Annotated in this window: 15 protein-coding genes; 11 read left to right on the plus strand and 4 right to left on the minus strand. The window is 39.9% G+C overall.

The features are described 5' to 3' along the window. Positions 1-191: 191 nt before the first annotated feature. The 4 genes from gpmM to H5087_RS05730 are packed head-to-tail and all read left to right on the plus strand — an operon-like array spanning position 192 to position 4990. Positions 192-1736 (plus strand): 2,3-bisphosphoglycerate-independent phosphoglycerate mutase, encoded by a 1545-nt coding sequence (gene gpmM / locus H5087_RS05715; RefSeq protein ID WP_182671432.1) that lies wholly within the window; start codon positions 192-194, stop codon positions 1734-1736. Positions 1737-1739: 3 nt separating this feature from the next. Continuing rightward, the gene (locus H5087_RS05720) at positions 1740-2879 is read left to right on the plus strand and encodes a murein hydrolase activator EnvC (RefSeq protein ID WP_024603730.1); all 1140 of its coding nucleotides are present in this window, start codon (positions 1740-1742) and stop codon (positions 2877-2879) included. A gap of 34 nt (positions 2880-2913) precedes the next feature. Next, the gene (locus tag H5087_RS05725) at positions 2914-4179 is read left to right on the plus strand and encodes a S41 family peptidase (protein ID WP_182671433.1); all 1266 of its coding nucleotides are present in this window, start codon (positions 2914-2916) and stop codon (positions 4177-4179) included. 49 nt (positions 4180-4228) lie between these two features. Continuing rightward, entirely contained in the window at positions 4229-4990 is a 762-nt protein-coding gene (locus H5087_RS05730; RefSeq protein WP_100218332.1) for a divergent polysaccharide deacetylase family protein, read from the plus strand. 343 nt (positions 4991-5333) lie between these two features. On the opposite strand, the gene rpoH is transcribed toward H5087_RS05730, so the two are convergent. From rpoH to ftsY, 4 genes are all read right to left on the minus strand, one after another. After that, on the minus strand, positions 5334-6197 hold the full coding sequence (rpoH, locus tag H5087_RS05735; protein ID WP_002957791.1) for an RNA polymerase sigma factor RpoH: 864 nt from the start codon (positions 6195-6197) through the stop codon (positions 5334-5336). A 314-nt stretch (positions 6198-6511) separates the two neighbouring features. Beyond that, complete coding sequence (ftsX, locus tag H5087_RS05740) at positions 6512-7498, minus strand: permease-like cell division protein FtsX (RefSeq protein WP_165744576.1); 987 nt, start codon at positions 7496-7498, stop codon at positions 6512-6514. Beyond that, positions 7495-8172 (minus strand): cell division ATP-binding protein FtsE, encoded by a 678-nt coding sequence (ftsE, locus tag H5087_RS05745; RefSeq protein WP_002957793.1) that lies wholly within the window; start codon positions 8170-8172, stop codon positions 7495-7497. Before ftsE ends, ftsX begins: the two co-directional genes overlap by 4 nt. Positions 8173-8259: 87 nt before the next feature. Further along, positions 8260-10326: a signal recognition particle-docking protein FtsY gene (gene ftsY / locus H5087_RS05750; RefSeq protein ID WP_182671434.1), complete on the minus strand. Its 2067-nt coding sequence runs from the start codon at positions 10324-10326 to the stop codon at positions 8260-8262. 207 nt (positions 10327-10533) lie between these two features. Here ftsY and rsmD point away from each other — a divergent pair, with 207 nt between their 5' ends. From rsmD to dusB, 7 genes are all read left to right on the plus strand, one after another. Then, positions 10534-11139, plus strand: a complete 606-nt coding sequence (gene rsmD / locus H5087_RS05755; RefSeq protein WP_182671435.1) for a 16S rRNA (guanine(966)-N(2))-methyltransferase RsmD — start codon at positions 10534-10536, stop codon at positions 11137-11139. A gap of 145 nt (positions 11140-11284) precedes the next feature. Beyond that, on the plus strand, positions 11285-11500 hold the full coding sequence (gene rpsU, locus H5087_RS05760) for a 30S ribosomal protein S21 (RefSeq protein ID WP_002957797.1): 216 nt from the start codon (positions 11285-11287) through the stop codon (positions 11498-11500). Positions 11501-11519: 19 nt separating this feature from the next. Then, a complete protein-coding gene (locus tag H5087_RS05765) occupies positions 11520-11966 on the plus strand; it encodes a GatB/YqeY domain-containing protein (RefSeq protein ID WP_182671436.1) in 447 nt (148 codons plus the stop codon). A 244-nt stretch (positions 11967-12210) separates the two neighbouring features. Beyond that, a complete protein-coding gene (dnaG, locus tag H5087_RS05770) occupies positions 12211-13962 on the plus strand; it encodes a DNA primase (RefSeq protein WP_165744708.1) in 1752 nt (583 codons plus the stop codon). A gap of 390 nt (positions 13963-14352) precedes the next feature. Beyond that, positions 14353-16206, plus strand: coding sequence for an RNA polymerase sigma factor RpoD (gene rpoD / locus H5087_RS05775; protein ID WP_182671437.1), 1854 nt, complete (start codon positions 14353-14355; stop codon positions 16204-16206). Between the two features lie 67 nt (positions 16207-16273). After that, positions 16274-17155 carry a 50S ribosomal protein L11 methyltransferase gene (gene prmA / locus H5087_RS05780; protein WP_182671438.1) on the plus strand — a complete coding sequence of 294 codons (882 nt, stop codon included), beginning with the start codon at positions 16274-16276 and terminating at the stop codon, positions 17153-17155. 282 nt (positions 17156-17437) lie between these two features. Further along, positions 17438-18409 carry a tRNA dihydrouridine synthase DusB gene (dusB, locus tag H5087_RS05785; RefSeq protein WP_024603689.1) on the plus strand — a complete coding sequence of 324 codons (972 nt, stop codon included), beginning with the start codon at positions 17438-17440 and terminating at the stop codon, positions 18407-18409. Positions 18410-18411 lie beyond the last annotated feature (2 nt).

Raw genomic sequence — 18411 nt, forward strand, 5'->3', positions numbered from 1 at the left:
TTAACAGAACTCTGGATAATAAATCTATCTCAAGCAGAGTTCATGTTAGTCAATAAGGTATAAGTAAAAATATTTAATATCTTGTTTTCAATGCTGATCCTAGCTTAAAAACACGGTATGCTAAAACCACGCTAATAAACCTTTTTAGGTGCACAGTATCCATCAACAGATACTAATTTTCAGGAGCTATTATGACAGAGCATAAAAAACCACTGGTATTAATGATTTTAGACGGTTGGGGACACCGCGAAGATACGCAAAGTAATGCTATTCTTGCAGCTAACACACCTGTATTAGACAACTTATGGGCCACCCGCCCACACACATTAATATCTGCTTCGGGTTTAGATGTTGGTCTTCCTGATGGTCAAATGGGTAACTCAGAAGTTGGCCATGTAAACTTAGGTGCCGGGCGCATTGTGTATCAAGATTTTACCCGTATCACCAAGGCAATTAACGATGGCGAGTTTGATTCAACCCCAGCCTTAGTTGAAAACATAGACAAAGCAGTAAGTGCTGGTAAAGCGGTTCACATAATGGGTCTTTTAAGCCCAGGTGGTGTGCATAGCCATGAAGATCATATAGTTGCAAGTATTGAGCTGGCGGCAAAACGTGGTGCTAAAGAAGTCTATTTCCATGCATTTTTAGATGGCCGTGACACACCCCCACGTAGCGCAAAAGCATCAATAGAACGAATTGAAGCGTTATTTAGTAAACTTAAGTGCGGACGTTTAGCATCACTTATTGGCCGTTACTACGCAATGGACAGAGACAACCGTTGGAACCGTGTAGAAAAAGCTTACAACGTAATGACGCTCGCCGAAGGCGACTTTAACTTTGATAATGGTGTTGAAGCACTTAATGCAGCGTACGAGCGCGACGAAAACGACGAGTTTGTAGCAGCTACGACTATTACGCCAACAGGTGCCACTCCGGCTTCAATAAACGATGGCGACACCGTTATTTTTGCTAACTTTAGAGCAGATAGAGCCCGCGAAATTACCCGCGCTTTTGTTGAGCCTGAATTTGATGGTTTTACTAAAAAAAGAACGCCAGAGCTTAGCGCATTTGTAATGATGACAGAGTATGCAGCCGATATAGACGCACCTGTTGCATTTGGACCTACACCACTAATAAACGTACTTGGTGAATGGTTTGAAAAAAATAATAAAACACAGCTTCGTATTTCAGAAACCGAAAAATACGCACACGTTACGTTTTTCTTTAGTGGCGGACGTGAAAGTGAATTTAAAGGTGAAACACGCGAGCTAATTCCTTCGCCGCAAGTAGCAACCTACGACCTACAACCTGAAATGAACTCAGAAATGCTAACCGACAAACTAGTAGAAGCAATTAAAAGCGGTAAATACGATGCTATTATTTGTAACTACCCTAATGGCGATATGGTTGGTCACTCAGGTGTATTTGAAGCCGCTGTTAAAGCTTGTGAAGCTGTAGATAGCTGTATCGGACGTGTTGTTGATGCACTAGAAGAGTTTGGTGGTGAAGCACTAATTACAGCCGATCATGGTAATGCTGAGCAAATGGCTGATCTCAAAACTGGCCAAGCACATACTGCCCACACTAGCGAACCGGTGCATTTTATTTATGTAGGTCGCGATGCAGAGCCAATGCAAGGTAAAGCCTTAAGTGATGTAGCCCCAACAATGCTTCACTTAATGGATATGGAGCAACCAAAAGAAATGACTGGTACGCCTATCATGATGTTGAAATAACACATGAATAAACGTATTAACCGGTTAATTAAGTGCGGTTTGATACTAACTTCATTAGTGGCTGCATCTGCAGTTGCTAATGAAGATCGTACTAAAAAAGATTTATCAGAGGTTCAAAATGCACTTGAGCAAAGCCAAGCTGAATATAACGCCCAAAGAAAAAAAATAGCGTCGCTACAAAAAAATCTAAAAAGCCATGAACTCGATATAGCTAAAAATGCTAAAGCACTTAACATGGCAGAGCAATCCGTAAAAGAGACTAAAACACAGCAAAAAGAGTTACAAAGTAAAGCCGATGAGCTTGATAAAAAGCACACTCAGTTTCAGAAAATTTTAGCCGCGCAACTCAAAAGTGCCTATATGGCCGGTGGCGACGACTACTCTAAAATGCTGTTGAATCAAGAAGACACAGCCAAGTTTGAGCGCACACTTAGCTATTACAATTACTTAAATAAAGCCCGTATTGAACAAATCGAAGATCTAAAAGATCTTCAACAGCAAATAGTACAAAACCAAGAAGAGCTCGTTAAAACACAAGAAAAACTAGAGCTTTTATTTGATGAACAAAAAAGGCGCCAAACTGCATTACTTAATGCACAAAGTGAACGCCAAGCTAATCTTAAAAACTTACAAGCTCAGCTCAACAGCACTAAAAGCTCAATAAATTATTTAAAAGAAAACCAACAAACTTTAGTAACAACGATTAAAGAGCTCGAAAAAGAAAAAACACAAAAAATAGAATTACTTGGCCTAAATAAGAGCAAGGGAAAATTAGACTGGCCGAGCAAAGGCAAGTTAGAGCACACATTCGGCCAACGTAAGCATGGTGGTATTGATTGGAAAGGCGTATTAATTGGTGCAAAAGAAGGTACTAATATTAATAGCGTGCACAACGGCCAAGTTGTATTTGCCGATTGGCTAAAAGGCTATGGGTGGGTAATTGTTGTAGACCATGGTGAAGGTTTTATGAGCCTATATGGCCACGCTCAAACGCTACTAAGAGATGTAGGGGATATGGTACGTGAAGGCGAAACCCTCGCTTTGGTAGGCCAAAGCGGCGGACAGGCAAGTTCTGGTCTATACTTTGAAATACGCCACAAAGGACGCGCAGTAAATCCTGTAAAATGGTGCAAACGTATTTAATTAGATAAATCGCTGCACCGCCCTGGAGCAGCTGATGACAACTAAAAAACACACAATAAATACCGTTAATAAAAAAAGTGCAGACTTTTATATAAGTCTGTACTTGCTTGTATTACTAACCCTAATTACCTTTACTAGTAATGCACTAGCAAGCTCAATTAAAGATCTTAAAAGACAACAAATAGACGAAATACTCTTTAACATTCATACCTATTACGTTGAAGATCTCACCTTACAAAATAGCCACCATATTAAATATAACAACCAGCAGTTTGAGCGTTTATATTCAAAACTCGACTCCTATTCTAAGTACTTAAATGAGTATGAATTAGCCTCATTATTTGATAACACAAATGGTAGTTACACAGGTATTGGTATAGAAGTTAAAAACATAGACGAGAATATGACTATTGTTAACGTGGTTAATAATTCGTCCGCAAAAGCGGCAGGTATTTTACCAGGCGATATTATTGTAAGTGTAAACAACAACGCAGCCCAAAACCGTACTATCGACGAAGTAGCAACACTAATAAGAGACAGTGAATTTTCGAATATAGATATAATTGTAAATCGCGATAACAATAAAAACCCACTTACTTTTCATGTCACACGTCGCCAAATAAACCTCGAAAGTGTAACAAGCGAACTTTTAGATTTTGGAACTGGTTACATAGCTATCAATAACTTCTCTAACCACACATTACATGAAGTTGCACTACAAGTTGCCGCCCTGCAAAGCCATTTTGGCTACCCACTTAAAGGCTTAGTAATTGATTTACGTGATAACCCAGGGGGGACGTTACAAAGCGCAGTGGCTGTATCAGACCTATTTTTACAAAGTGGCACTATAGTGACGACTAAAGGACGTTTTTACGATGCCAACCAAGCATTTTATGCAAAGCGTGGAGACATTCTAAAAAATGCGCCCATAGTTGTGCTTATAAACGAAAATTCAGCCTCTGCAGCCGAAATACTCGCAGCAGCACTTAAAGATAATAAACGAGCAACCATTGTTGGCAGCCAATCTTTTGGGAAAGGCTCTGTACAATCACTCATTCCACTCGGTGATGGCAATACCGCATTAAAGCTCACCACAGCGAAATACTTCACACCGTTAGGTAAATCGATTGATGGAATAGGAATAACCCCAGATGTGGCGGTTAATCAAACAAACCTTTCACAAAGTAATAAAGCCGTTATAATAAAAAATGAACACACTAACAATAATGCGCAATTACTTACTGGTAATCTAACCGATTTACAGTTGGTTAAAGCAAAACAATTACTCAGCATGCAGTAGCTTGTTTAAGCTGTTAAACAAAGCTAAAAAGATAATAAAAACTATAAACGTGAAAATAATAAAATGGCTAACATTAGTTATTTGTTTTAGCTCTGCAACAATTAGCGCCAAGCAAATAGCAATAGTGATAGACGATATAGGCTATCATCAACGGGACTTAGAGTTCCTTTCCTTACCTGGGCAATTGTCGTATTCAATTTTGCCCCATACCCCTTATTCGCAAATTTTTGCAACACTTGCCAGTCAATCAAATAAAGAGTTATTGCTTCATGTACCTATGCAAGCACTTAACGGTAAAGAACTAGGGCCTGGTGCGCTTACTTTAAATATGAATAAAGAGCAGCTTCAGCAAACTCTTGGAACCGCTCTCGCTAGTTTACCGCAAGTTAAAGGCGTTAATAACCACATGGGCTCAGCGCTTACGCAAAAAAGCCAAGCTATGAAGTGGACAATGGAAGTACTTAAAAAGCGTCATTTATATTTTTTAGATAGTCGCACAACCGATTTGAGTCAAGCACAAAATGCCGCTAACTTTTTGGGTGTTGCTAATATTAGTCGCCAAGTGTTTTTAGACAATATAACTACACCAGAACAACTGCAACTAAGGCTTGAAGAGTTAAAACAATTAGCCATTTCCCATAGCTTTGCCATTGCAATTGCTCATCCCTACCCTGAAACCATCGAATTTTTACGCCATGCCTTACCAGAGCTAACTAAGCAAGGTTTTGAACTCGTACCGGTTTCGCAATTAGTTGAACGTAAGTACATTCAGTTAGCGCATGCTGAGGGAAAAGGAGTGAGTGCTAGGTAATATAGCTTTAAATAATGCTATATCCGAATAATAAACTAATACCAATTCGCTTAATTAAGTGGTCTATTTTAAGGGCGGAAAAACGTGTTAATAGCTAGGCAAAAAATTCGCTATTTAGTTGCTCTAAATGAGAATTTTTTAACGCAGGTAGCAACACGTTTAGCTCCGTAAAATCATTAAGTATTATTGCGGACTGGTATAACCATTCAATAATGCAGAATATCGGTATTACTTAATTAGATATTTTATCGTTGGGTTTCGCTTCGCTCACTCCAACCTACTCAAAAGCAAAAAGCCCCGCATTTTCATGCAGGGCTTTTTAAATTTTGCTGCTTGAGCAATATTAGCTCATAGCGCTTTGTAACTTTTTCATCGCTGTTTTTTCAAGCTGACGGACACGCTCAGCAGATACACTATACTTTTGTGCAAGCTCCTGAAGCGTCGCTTTATCATCAGACAACCAACGTGCGCTAACAATATCTTGCGAACGCTCATCTAGTGTTTTAAGTGCGCTAAATAAACGAGTATGCGCTTGCTCTTTCCACTGCTCTTGTTCAACGTCGTCAGCTAAGTCAGCTGCGCCATCTGTTAAATACTGTACTGGAGAGTATGTACTTGTTGGTGCATCGTCGTTATCGTCACCAGTTAGGTCAAAGCCCATGTCTTGGCCGCTCATGCGCGATTCCATTTCACGTACTTCTTTTTCACTCACACCTAGCTCGCTAGCAACAGTGCTAACCTCAGCTTGGTTGAACCAGCCTAAACGCTTTTTGTTTTTACGAAGATTAAAAAACAATTTACGTTGCGCTTTAGTGGTTGCAACTTTAACTATGCGCCAGTTTTTAAGAACAAACTCGTGAATTTCGGCTTTAATCCAATGCACTGCAAACGACACTAAACGTACACCCACTGTAGGGTCAAAACGTTTAACCGCTTTCATCAGGCCTATATTACCTTCTTGGATAAGGTCAGCTTGTGGTAAGCCGTATCCCGAGTAGCTTTTAGCAATATGTGCTACAAAGCGTAAATGCGACATAATGAGTTGCTTGGCAGCACTAAGATCGCCTTCTTCCTGAAGTCTTTTAGCAAGTTCTTGCTCTTGTTCAACTTTAAGCATAGGAATAGTGCTTACCGCTTGAAGGTAACCGTCCATGCTTGCGCTTTGTTGTCCGACTGTAAGTGCCATTGCGTATAAATCTTTACTCATTTTTCACCTCGGTGATAAACATTTGAAACTATCTTAGCACTCTTTCTCTAAGAGTGCTAACCCCAATTTAAAACTTTTTAAAAGTATAAATCAAGCAGTTTTTAGTATGTGTTTAGTCTACTACAAGCGACTGAATAAGTGATGAATTGAGGGATTGCAGCCAATTAACCTAACCGCATCATCTTATTTACAACTCATTACTTTATGGGAGGATAGTACACAAATATGACAGTTTTAATAACGGGAGGTACAACCCAGTCCGATACGATACGCATATCAAGCTGGGTTAGTTCACTTATAGTTTGCAGGGGTTTTTATACTTTATCGGGTTCTATTTCTTTAATATATCGATTTACAGAAAGGTACGATCCTACAAATCCTAAGCTTGTTGCTAGTAACACTAAAAAGCCGAGTTCATTAAGCGATAATCCTATTAACGAAAAACTTGTTTGATACACCCCCGCCACACTGCTCACTGCGCTTGAAAGCCACCACATCATCAAACCTACGCATATAAAGGCAAACAAACCACCTATTACACCATACCAAATACCGGTCCACAAAAATGGGGCATGTATAAAGGTGTTCGTTGCGCCTACTAGCTTCATTACTTGTATTTCTTCTTTTTTATCCATGATCGACAAACGAATGGTGTTACCAATAATAAGTGTCACTGAGGTAAGTAGTAATAATGCGATGGTTATTACACTTTCTTTAAGTAAATCTAGTAATGCATTTAAACGCTCTAACCAGGCTATATCGAGCTTACCAAAATCAACTTCACGTTCACTTTCTAATTTAGTTAGCAGTACTTTAGCGGCATTTGGGTGTCTGTGACGTTTTGTTGGAGTAACGAGCACCACATCCGGTAATGGATTTTTATCTAAATACTCCAAAGCTTGCCCAAAGCCAGATACGTCTTTAAATTCAGTTAATGCCTGTTGTTTTGAAATAAACTCAACACTTTCCACTTCTGGGTAAAGTGCTAAACGCTTTACTAATGTTTGCGTTTCTTGCTCGTTCATACTTTCTTTAACGAACAACGATATTTCACTCGCCTCTTCAAAGCCACTACTCACCTGCTGTACGTTTTTAACGACTAAGTAAAGTGTTGCAGGTAACGTTAGGCTCAAACCAAGTACAGCGATAGTCATCATAGATGCAAGCGGCGTGCGCCACATTTCACCTAAGCTATGCACACCTTGGCGAAAAATATTAATAATAAAAAAATAACTGCCAGCTAATACTGATTTTTTTTGCTTGTCGTTACTATTTTGGCGACCTTTAAAAAGTAAACTCATAGTGCCCCCTCAGCAAGCGGGTCTTGAAGCATACGGCCATCTTTTAAGGTTAAGCTACGATACTTCATACGTGCAACCAAACCCAAATCATGCGTTGCGATAAGAACAGTGGTACCGTGTTTATTAAAGTCTTCAAACAACTTGAGTATTTCCATTGAAAGCTCTGGGTCAAGATTACCTGTTGGTTCATCAGCTAGTAAAATTGGTGGGGAGTTTACAATAGCTCTGGCAATACCAACACGTTGTTGCTCGCCTCCAGAGAGCATTGAAGGATGACATTTCACTTTGTCAATTAGGCCTACCTTGTCAAGCGCGCCATGGACCCGTTTAGCTATTTGCTTATGGTGAGTCCCCTCAATAATGAGAGGTAATGCCACGTTATCAAAAATAGTATAGCGCTCTAATAACCTATGATTTTGAAAAATAATACCTATATCACGACGAGCATAAGGAATTTGACGCGAGTTTACTTTGTTTAAATCAACACCGTTGATAAATACACTACCTGCCGATGGACGTTCCATTAAGCTAATTAACTTAAGCAACGTACTTTTACCCGCACCACTGTGGCCAGTTAAAAAGGCAAGTTCACCCGGTTTAATATGAAAATTAACTTTTTCGAGGGCGCGGTGCCCTCCAGGATAGGTCTTACTTACTTGCTGAAAATTTATCATCTTTTTATTATGCCAACTCCATTAACACATTAATGAAATTAGTATTCCTCGCAATTAAAAAGGGAGCTAGCTCCCTTTTTTGGTAAATTAAACGTCGTCCTCATCTTGGCTAAATAACGCATCAATAAAATCATCGCTTTTAAAAGCGCGTAAATCATCAATACCTTCACCAACACCAATGTAACGAATTGGAATATTAAACTTATCTGCAACCGCAAAAATAACACCACCCTTTGCAGTTCCATCAAGTTTTGAAAGCGTAATACCAGTTAAGCCAACACATTGATTAAACAGGTTTACTTGGCTAATTGCATTTTGCCCTGTGCCTGCATCGATAGTTAACATCACTTCGTGCGGCGCATCAGGATCAATCTTTTTCATTACACGAGCTATTTTTTCAAGCTCTTGCATTAAATTATCTTTATTTTGCAAGCGCCCAGCTGTATCAGCAATTAACACATCTATATTACGTGCTTTAGCCGCTTGGAATGCATCAAACACAACTGATGCACTATCTGCACCTGTATGCTGTGCAATAACGGGAATGCTGTTACGTTCACCCCAAACCTGAAGCTGCTCAACAGCTGCCGCTCTAAACGTATCACCAGCAGCCAGCATAACCGACTTACCTTCGTTTTGAAATTGCTTAGCCATTTTACCAATAGTCGTTGTTTTTCCAACACCATTTACGCCTACCATTAAAATAACAAACGGCTTTTTCTCTTCGCTTATGACTAAAGGCTGTTCTGCCGTTTTAAGCATCGCAGCCATTTCTTGTTTCATTAATTCATAAAGCGCATCACCATCTTTTAACTGTTTACGGTTCGCTGCATCAGTTAAACGATCAATCAACTTCATGGTGGTATCAACACCTAAATCGGCGGTGAGTAATTGAGTTTCAAGATCTTCAAATAATTCGTCGTCTATTTTTTTTCCACTAAAAATAGACGCAAAACCAGAACCTATATTAACGCGAGTCTTTAACAAGCCTTTTTTAAGACGAGAGAAAAACCCTTCTTTTTTTGGCTTTTCGGCTTTTTTAGCTTCTTCAATTGCAAGTTCTGCTGTGATACGTTCTTGCTCTAAGCGTTCCTTCTCTGCCTCTTCAGCAGCAAGGCGTTCTTGCTCTAAACGCTCATTTTCTGCTTTTTCAGCTGCAATACGTACTTGCTCTAAACGCTCATTTTCTGCTTTTTCAGATGCAATACGTTCTTGCTCTAAACGTTCATTCTCCGCTTTTTCAGCTGCAAGGCGTTCTTGCTCTAAACGCTCATTCTCTGCTTTTTCAGCTGCAAGGCGCTCTTGCTCTAAACGCTCATTTTCTGCTTTTTCAGCAGCAAGGCGTTCTTGCTCTAAACGCTCATTTTCTGCTTTTTCAGCCGCAATGCGTACTTGCTCTAAACGCTCATTTTCTGCTTTTTCAGCTGCAATACGTACTTGCTCTAAGCGCTCATTTTCTGCTTTTTCAGCCGCAATGCGTTCTTGCTCTAAAAGCATCTGCGCTTCTTGTTCTGCTAAGCGCTTCGCTTGCTCTTGCCTTTGAGCTTCAGCATCCGCTTGTTCTTTTGCTAATAAATCAGCATTCGCTTGCTCTATTGCCAGCTTTTCGGCTTTGATTGCCTCATCTTGTTTTTCAAGGCGTATTTGCTCTAGTCGCTCAGCCTCTACTTTTTCTGCCGCTAATCGTTCTTGCTCTAAGCGCATCTCTTTTTCTTGATCGGCTAAACGTTGCGCATGTTCTTGTCTTTGCGCCTCGGCATCTGCTTGCTGTTTTGCAAGCAATTCAGCATTGGCCTGCTCAATGGCAATCTTTTCCGCGTTTTCAGCACGCTGGCGTTCTTGTTCTAAACGCTCTGTTTCATCCTCTGCTTTTAACCGTTCAGCTTCAGCTTGCTCTTGCGCTAGTTTTTCTTGCTCTAAACGTGTTGCTTCAATTTTTTCAGCAGCGATACGCTCTTGCTCTAAGCGCTCTGTTTCAGCCTCAGCTTTTAAACGGTCAGCTTCAGCTTGCTGCGCTAGTTTTTCTTGCTCTAGCTTCTGCGCCTCTTCTTGCGCTAATACTTGTTGTTTATCAGCTGCTGCTTTTTGCTCTGCTTCTTTTTTATCTGACTTGCCAAAACCGAGCCACGACATGAATTTACTTTTTTTTGTCATACTTGCTAATAACCACTTATAAAAATCTGATAAACTAAAATTTGAAATAGCTTGGCAATGCCCAGCAATAGTTGCTAATAAATACAACCATTCAAAACGTAAGTGTTCAATAGTAACACTTTTAATGCGGTTGAAAAATGAAGCTACACGTAATCGCCCATAATATTATCTGAGCTAGATACCATATACCATTTTTTAGTGAGCTAAATGAGAAAAAAAACAACGCAAAATAAAGCTACTAACAAGCCCAGTGATGGCTTTATTAGAGTGATTAGTGGTCAATTTAGAGGCCGTAAACTCCCTGTTAAAAACGTAGAAGGCTTGAGACCTACTACCGATCGAATTAAAGAAACTGTATTTAATTGGCTAATGCAAGATACGCGTGACGCAAATGTACTTGATTGTTTTGCCGGTTCTGGTGGATTGGGATTTGAAGCACTATCTCGATTTGCTAAAAGCGCTACATTCATCGAGCTCGACTCATTAGCTGCTAAGCAATTAGAACAAAATATTAGAACTTTAAAGCTCGACAACGCATACATTAAACATACCAATTCGCTCTCCTTTTTAGAGCAAAAAAACACAAACGAAGCTTTTAATCTTGTATTTGTTGACCCACCATTTCGTAAAGATTTAGCGCAAACAACCTGCAATTTATTAGAAAAAAACCAATGGTTAAGCAACGACGCTTTAATTTATGTTGAAGTAGAGGCAGAGCTAGCCGCCTTAGAAACACCAACCAAATGGTTGTTAATTAAAGAAAAAAAGGCGGGACAAGTACTTTGCCAACTGTACCAGCGCCAAGCAAATTAATACTGTTTAACGTAATGCGTTTCTGTTAATATTGTCCTTTACATGTGGTGTTGCTTCGGATTACAATACCGCACCATTTTTGAACCACTTGATCAATGTTTGATCAACTTGAGCAACGCTCATAATTTAGGTAGGTGAATTTTTAATGCCAGTAATTAAAGTAAGAGAGAACGAACCGTTTGACGTAGCACTTCGTCGCTTCAAGCGTTCATGTGAAAAAGCAGGAATCCTTTCAGAAGTTCGTCGTCGCGAGCACTATGAAAAACCAACAGCTGAGCGTAAGCGTAAAAAAGCTGCTGCAGTTAAACGTCACATGAAAAAACTTTCTCGTGATAACGCTCGTCGCGTTAAATTATACTAATATATTAGGTCTTGTATAAATGAGCCTTTTAATAACGCTAAAAGATGCGCAAAAAGATGCGATGAGAGCTAAAGACAAGCAACGTCTTAACCCTATTCGTATGGTACTTGCTGCAATCAAGCAACGTGAAATTGACGAGCAAATAACGCTAGACGACGCAGGTATTACCTCCGTTATAGTGAAGCTTGTTAAACAACGTCGTGACTCTTACACTCAGTACAAAGATGCTGGGCGTGATGATTTAGCTGATATTGAAGCCAATGAAATAGTAGCGCTTGAAACTTTTTTACCTCAACAATTGAGTGAAGAAGAAATAATTGCTCTCATTGACGCGGCTATTGCTGATACTAATGCAGCAGGCATGCAAGACATGGGTAAGGTAATGGGTGTAATCAAAAGCAAAGCTGAAGGTCGAGCCGATATGGGTAAGATTTCTGGTTTAATTAAGCAACGATTAACTGCCTAATACTCCCACATACATTAAAGTATGATTGAAGTAAACCGAGCCTAGCGCTCGGTTTCTTTGTTTTTAACTTTAATAAAAAGTACACCGATTAGGTTACTTTAAAATGAAATTTTTTATAGCTTCCCTATTTATTTCGCTGTCATTTTGGTAAGTTAAAGCACACTATATTTCGCATCAAGCAAGTATAAAAAAGTAAATTTCATATTCGTTCTTCTTCTTATTATTTCAGGACTGTATTTTACTAATGGCCGGAAAGATCCCACGTAACTTTATAGACGATTTACTTGCCAGAACCGATATTGTCGACCTGATAGACTCAAAAGTAGGTCTAAAAAAAGCAGGTAAGGATTATCAAGCTTGCTGCCCATTTCATAACGAAAAATCTCCCTCATTTACTGTATCGCAAGACAAACAGTTTTATCACTGCTTTGGGTGTGGCGCTAATGGTAATGCAATTTCGTTTGTAATGGAGTACGAAAAGCTAGAGTTTGTAGATGCTATTGAAGAAATAGCCAGCATGCTTAACTTAGAAGTACCTCGAGAACAAGGCGCAAATTCAGCACCAGAGCGTACGGCTGCGCAAAAGCGCTCCGATTACGACTTAATGCTTCATACTGCTCGCTTTTATCAGCACCAATTAAAACACCATAGTAATTCTGCTGCTGTTATTGAGTATGTTAAAGGCCGTGGTTTAAGCGGTGAAACTGTTAAAAAATTTATGATTGGCTACGCTCCCAGTGAATGGGATGGGCTATGCCTACAGCTTGGTCGTAATAAAGAACAAAAAGAGCAATTAGTTGAGCTAAAGCTAGCTTCAGAAAAAACACCAGGCAGACAATTTGATTTTTTCCGCGATCGCCTAATGTTCCCTATTCGCGATAAACGCGGACGCGTTATTGCATTTGGTGGGCGTGTAATGCAAGCCGACCAAGGGCCAAAATATCTAAACTCGCCAGAAACCCGAATTTTCCATAAAGGCTTTGAGCTTTATGGACTTTACGAAGCAAAGCAAGCCCATAAAAAACTTGACCATGTAATGATTGTTGAAGGTTATATGGATGTGGTGGCTCTTGCTGAGCAAGGGATTGAATATGCAGTTGCATCACTGGGGACAGCAACAACAAGCGAGCACATGCACACTTTATTTAGAACTACTGATAAAGTAATCTGTTGTTACGATGGCGACAGGGCTGGCCGTGATGCAGCTTGGCGGGCACTTGAAAATGCACTCCCTTATTTAAACGATGGTAAAGCACTACAATTTGCATTTTTACCCGATGGCGAAGACCCTGACTCGCTTGTACAAAAAGAAGGTAAGGAGCAATTCGAATTGCGCCTAAGCCAAGCAGATGACTTTACCAAAGTATTGTTTAATAAATTAAGCCAAGAAGTTGATTTAACACTCGATTCAGGAAAAGCTAAACTTCTTAGTGCAGCACTTCCACTAATTGAAAAAATTCCAAGTGAGTTTTATCAAGAAAACATTCTTGAACAATTAGGACGCTTAATTGGCAGAACGCGTGAGCAGTTGAATAGCCGTTTAAAAACGCCTAAACAGCAACACTCTATTGAACGTAAATTTAAAATAACACCTATGCGCCAAGCTATCGGTATATTGATCCAGCACCCTAATTTAGCTAAAAGTGTGCCGTATTTACCTGAGCTTGCACAAATGAACATTGCTGGCATAGGGCTGTTATTACGATTACAAGAACAAGCTTTAGAAAAAGAAAATGTGACCACTGCGCAACTGCTCGAGTTTTTTCGAGGAACTGAAGATTACGAGCCATTAATCAAGCTTGCAACGTGGCAACATGAAATAAATGAAGAACGTTTAGAGACGGTTTTTAAAAATACTTTCAAGTTTATTGAAGATCAGTGTTTAAATTATCGACTCGAGACCCTATTAATAAAGGACAAGACTCAAGGCCTTAGTAGCGACGAAAGACTTGAGTGTCATTTGTTAATGACAGCGTTAAAAGCGACTAACAGTTAGGGTCTGTTTATCTTTCGAGGTTAAGTTTACAGCAGTGTGTTTGGTATTTAGACAAGACAGAGCCTATGTAGTGTGGTTATTCCACATAAATAGGCGATAACGCAGCATAAATGCCAAACACGCGCTGCCCTTTGGGTTCGACCAAAGGGAGGTTTACTCTTTGTTGCTCGGTTTTTACTTAGCTCACTAGGTTACAAACCTCGCGCCGCGATTAAACCACCCTTGGATAGAACAAACTTTAATCCTGAAAGACCAACAGACCCTAGTCAAAATTGATTTAAACTGTTATACTGTGCTATTCACTGCGTCACATTATTCTAGTTAGCTTTAATGCAAGCTACATGATGGCGCCTGTTGTATCAACTTATCAGAGTGGAAGAAACAATCTCTATGGATCCAACTCCTCAGTCACAATTAAAACTTCTGATTCAGAAAGGTAAAGAGCAAGGCTACTTAACTTTTGCAGAAGTAAATGATCACCTTCCACAAGACATTATAGACTCAGATCAAGTAGAAGATATCATAAGCATGATTAATGACATGGGTATCAAGGTTAGCGAAAACGCGCCTGATGCTGATGAATTAATGATGCAAGAAACAACGACAGACGAAGACGCAGCTGAAGCTGCCGCTGCAGCCCTTGCGACTGTAGAAAAAGAAATTGGCCGTACAACGGATCCAGTTCGCATGTACATGCGTGAAATGGGTACTGTTGAACTTCTTACACGCGAAGGCGAAATTGTAATCGCTAAACGTATTGAAGAAGGCATTAATCAAGTACAGATTTCTGTTGCAGAGTACCCTGAAGCAATCACTTACCTACTAGAGCAGTGGGATAAGTTTGAAGCTGAAGAAATGCGTTTAAGCGATATTATCGTTGGCTTTATCGATCCTAATGAAGATACAGCGCCAATTTCAGCAACTAACATCGGTTCAGAATTAAGTGCTAAGCAACTTGAGGACGACGATAAAGATGACAAAGATGATGCTGATAGCGATGATGATGAAGATGAAGAAGAGATAGACACAGGGCCAGATCCTGAAGAAGCTCGTATTCATTTTGAAAATTTACGTGATTTATATAATAAAGCACGTGATACGTTTGAAGCTAAAGGTCGTTCGCATCCTGAATCACAAGCAGCCATTTTTGAAATTGGTGAGCTTTTCAGAACATTTAAATTAATACCTAAACAGTTTGACCGCATGGTAAATAACATGCGTGAAATGATGGATCGTGTTCGTGTTCAAGAACGCCTAATCATGAAGCAAGCTGTTCAAATTGCTAAATTACCAAAGAAAACATTCGTTAAGCATTTTGCTAATAACGAAACTGACGCTTCTTGGGTTGATTTAGAAATTTCAGGTAACGAAAAGTATTCAGCTAAACTTGAAGAAGTTAAGCCAGAAATCATTCGTAGCATTAATAAATTATCTGTTATTGAACAAACAACAGGTTTAAGCATTGAGCGTATTAAAGACATCAACCGTCGAATGAGCATAGGTGAAGCGAAAGCACGCCGTGCGAAAAAAGAAATGGTTGAAGCTAACTTACGTCTTGTAATCTCAATTGCTAAAAAATACACAAACCGTGGCTTACAATTCTTAGATTTAATCCAAGAAGGTAACATTGGTCTGATGAAAGCGGTTGATAAGTTTGAATATCGCCGTGGTTATAAGTTCTCTACTTATGCTACGTGGTGGATACGTCAAGCAATCACACGCTCTATTGCTGACCAAGCAAGAACAATCCGTATCCCTGTACATATGATTGAAACGATTAATAAACTTAACCGTATCTCTCGTCAAATGTTACAAGAAATGGGTCGTGAGCCAAATCCAGAAGAATTAGCAGAACGCATGATGATGCCTGAGGATAAAATCCGTAAGGTACTTAAGATTGCTAAAGAGCCAATTTCAATGGAAACACCAATCGGTGATGATGAAGATTCTCACTTAGGTGACTTTATCGAAGATACCACTATTGATTCGCCAATCGATTCGGCAACAATGGAGTCTCTTCGTGGCGCAACTAACGACGTACTTGCAGGCTTAACAGCTCGTGAAGCTAAAGTACTACGTATGCGTTTTGGTATTGATATGAATACCGACCACACCTTAGAAGAAGTAGGTAAACAGTTTGACGTAACACGTGAACGTATTCGTCAAATAGAAGCGAAAGCGCTGCGTAAATTACGCCACCCTTCTCGCTCAGATTTACTGAAAAGCTTTTTAGACGCTAAATAATTTAGCGCTACTATATAAACCAAAAAGGCCGCTATAGCGGCCTTTTTTCTATTTGAAGGAAATAACCATGGCTTGGATCCAAATTCGTATTAATGCCAATGCTGCAACAGCTGATGCCGTAAGCGATCTATTAATGGAAGCTGGTAGTGCTTCAGTAACCTTTATTGACGCAAAAGACACCCCTATCTACGAGCCTAAAATTGGCACCGTTGTGTTCTGGGCTGATACCACAGTTATTGGCTTGTTCGAAGCTAATCATGATATGAACGCAGTCGTTGCGTTATTAAAGCGCCATGAGGAGCTAAAAGACAATTTAGTATACAAAATCGAGCAACTTGAAGATAAAGACTGGGAACGTGAATGGATGGATAACTTCCACCCTATTCAGTTTGGCGAAAAACTATGGATTTGCCCAAGCTGGCGCGATATTCCTGACCCTGATGCTGTAAATGTATTGCTAGACCCTGGCCTTGCTTTTGGCACGGGCACACATGCAACAACGGCCTTGTGCCTTAAATGGTTAGAAAGCCAAGATCTGACGGGTAAAACGGTTGTTGATTTTGGTTGTGGTTCAGGCATTTTAGGTATTGCAGCTATAAAACTAGGTGCAGAGCGTATGATTGGGATAGATATTGACCCTCAAGCGCTTGAAGCAAGCCTTGATAACGCGAACCGAAATGGTGTTGCAGACAAACTCGAAGTATACCTTCCAGAAAACCAACCTGAGTTTAGTGCAGATATAGTAGTGGCTAATATTTTAGCCCAGCCACTTCGCGAATTACATAGTGTGATTTTAGGGTTATTAAAGCCAGGTGGTAAAATTGCCATGTCAGGTATTTTAGAAGAACAAGCACAATCGGTTGCTGACATTTATGCACCGTTTATTGAACTAGATGACATTGCCGTTGAAGGTGATTGGACTCGAGTAAGTGGCACTAAAAAAGCGTAATAAATCGAACAATCAAATCTAGAGCATTAACTCAAAACATGCATGTAAAGCCTGTATTTAACAGGCTTTACTATTTTTTTACATATCAAAAAATTTTCTAGTTATCTTGTAAAAAATAAAATCTGTATGAATTTCAAACAAATCAACCTACTTGTCATGTGGTTATCAAATGTCAATACGAAAAGGGCAAAAAAAAGTTACTTTTGTTCAATTTATAGCCTTTGATTTTTGTGAAAAAAACCGTAAACTTAGCGCCCCTTGAAAAGAGGCCTATTGAATATAGTGCGTATCGGTAAATACCAACTTGAGAATAATGTAATTGTCGCGCCAATGGCAGGCATTACAGACAGACCATTTAGACAACTTTGTCGACGCTTAGGTGCGGGCTTAGCTGTGTCTGAAATGCTATCGTCAAATCCTAAGGTTTGGAAAACAGAAAAGTCGATGAACCGTATGGATCACAGCGGTGAGTCGGGTATACGCGCGGTGCAAATTGCAGGAGCAGATCCTGAGCTTATGGCGCAGGCCGCACAATTCAATGTTGCTAATGGTGCACAGATCATAGATATCAATATGGGGTGCCCAGCAAAAAAAGTGAACAAGAAACTCGCAGGCTCTGCCTTATTACAGTTTCCTGAACTTGTGGAAGAGATTATTGATGCAGTCGTTAACGCTGTAGATATACCTGTAACACTTAAAATCCGTACAGGATGGGATCCGGATAACCGTAATGGTGTAGAGATTGCGAGAATAGCTGAACGTTATGGCATTGCATCACTTGCTGTACATGGGCGTACGCGCGCATGTATGTACAAAGGTGATGCTGAGTACGCCACGATTAGGGATATAAAACGTTCAGTGTCGATTCCTGTTGTTGCCAATGGTGATATTACATCACCAGAAAAAGCAAAACAGGTTTTAGACTATACGGGTGCAGATGCCATTATGATTGGCCGAGCCGCCCAAGGTCGCCCTTGGATATTTAGGGAGATAGACCACTATTTGCGAACTGGGGAACATTTACAGCCGCCTGCTATTGCAGAGGTGCGCAGTATATTAATGGAGCATTTAACAAACCTCCATATGTTTTACGGTGAGCCAATGGGAGCGCGAATTGCTCGCAAACATGTATCTTGGTATTTGCAAACCCATGACAGTGATGGTCAGTTTAGGCGAGTATTTAATGCGCTCGACAACCCACAGGCACAGGTCGTCGCATTAGAGCAATACTTTAAAACACTAGCAGCTAACTAAGA

Origin of the sequence: Pseudoalteromonas sp. SR43-7, assembly GCF_014163785.1 — a bacterium.
GTDB classification, from domain to species: Bacteria; Pseudomonadota; Gammaproteobacteria; order Enterobacterales; family Alteromonadaceae; genus Pseudoalteromonas; species Pseudoalteromonas distincta.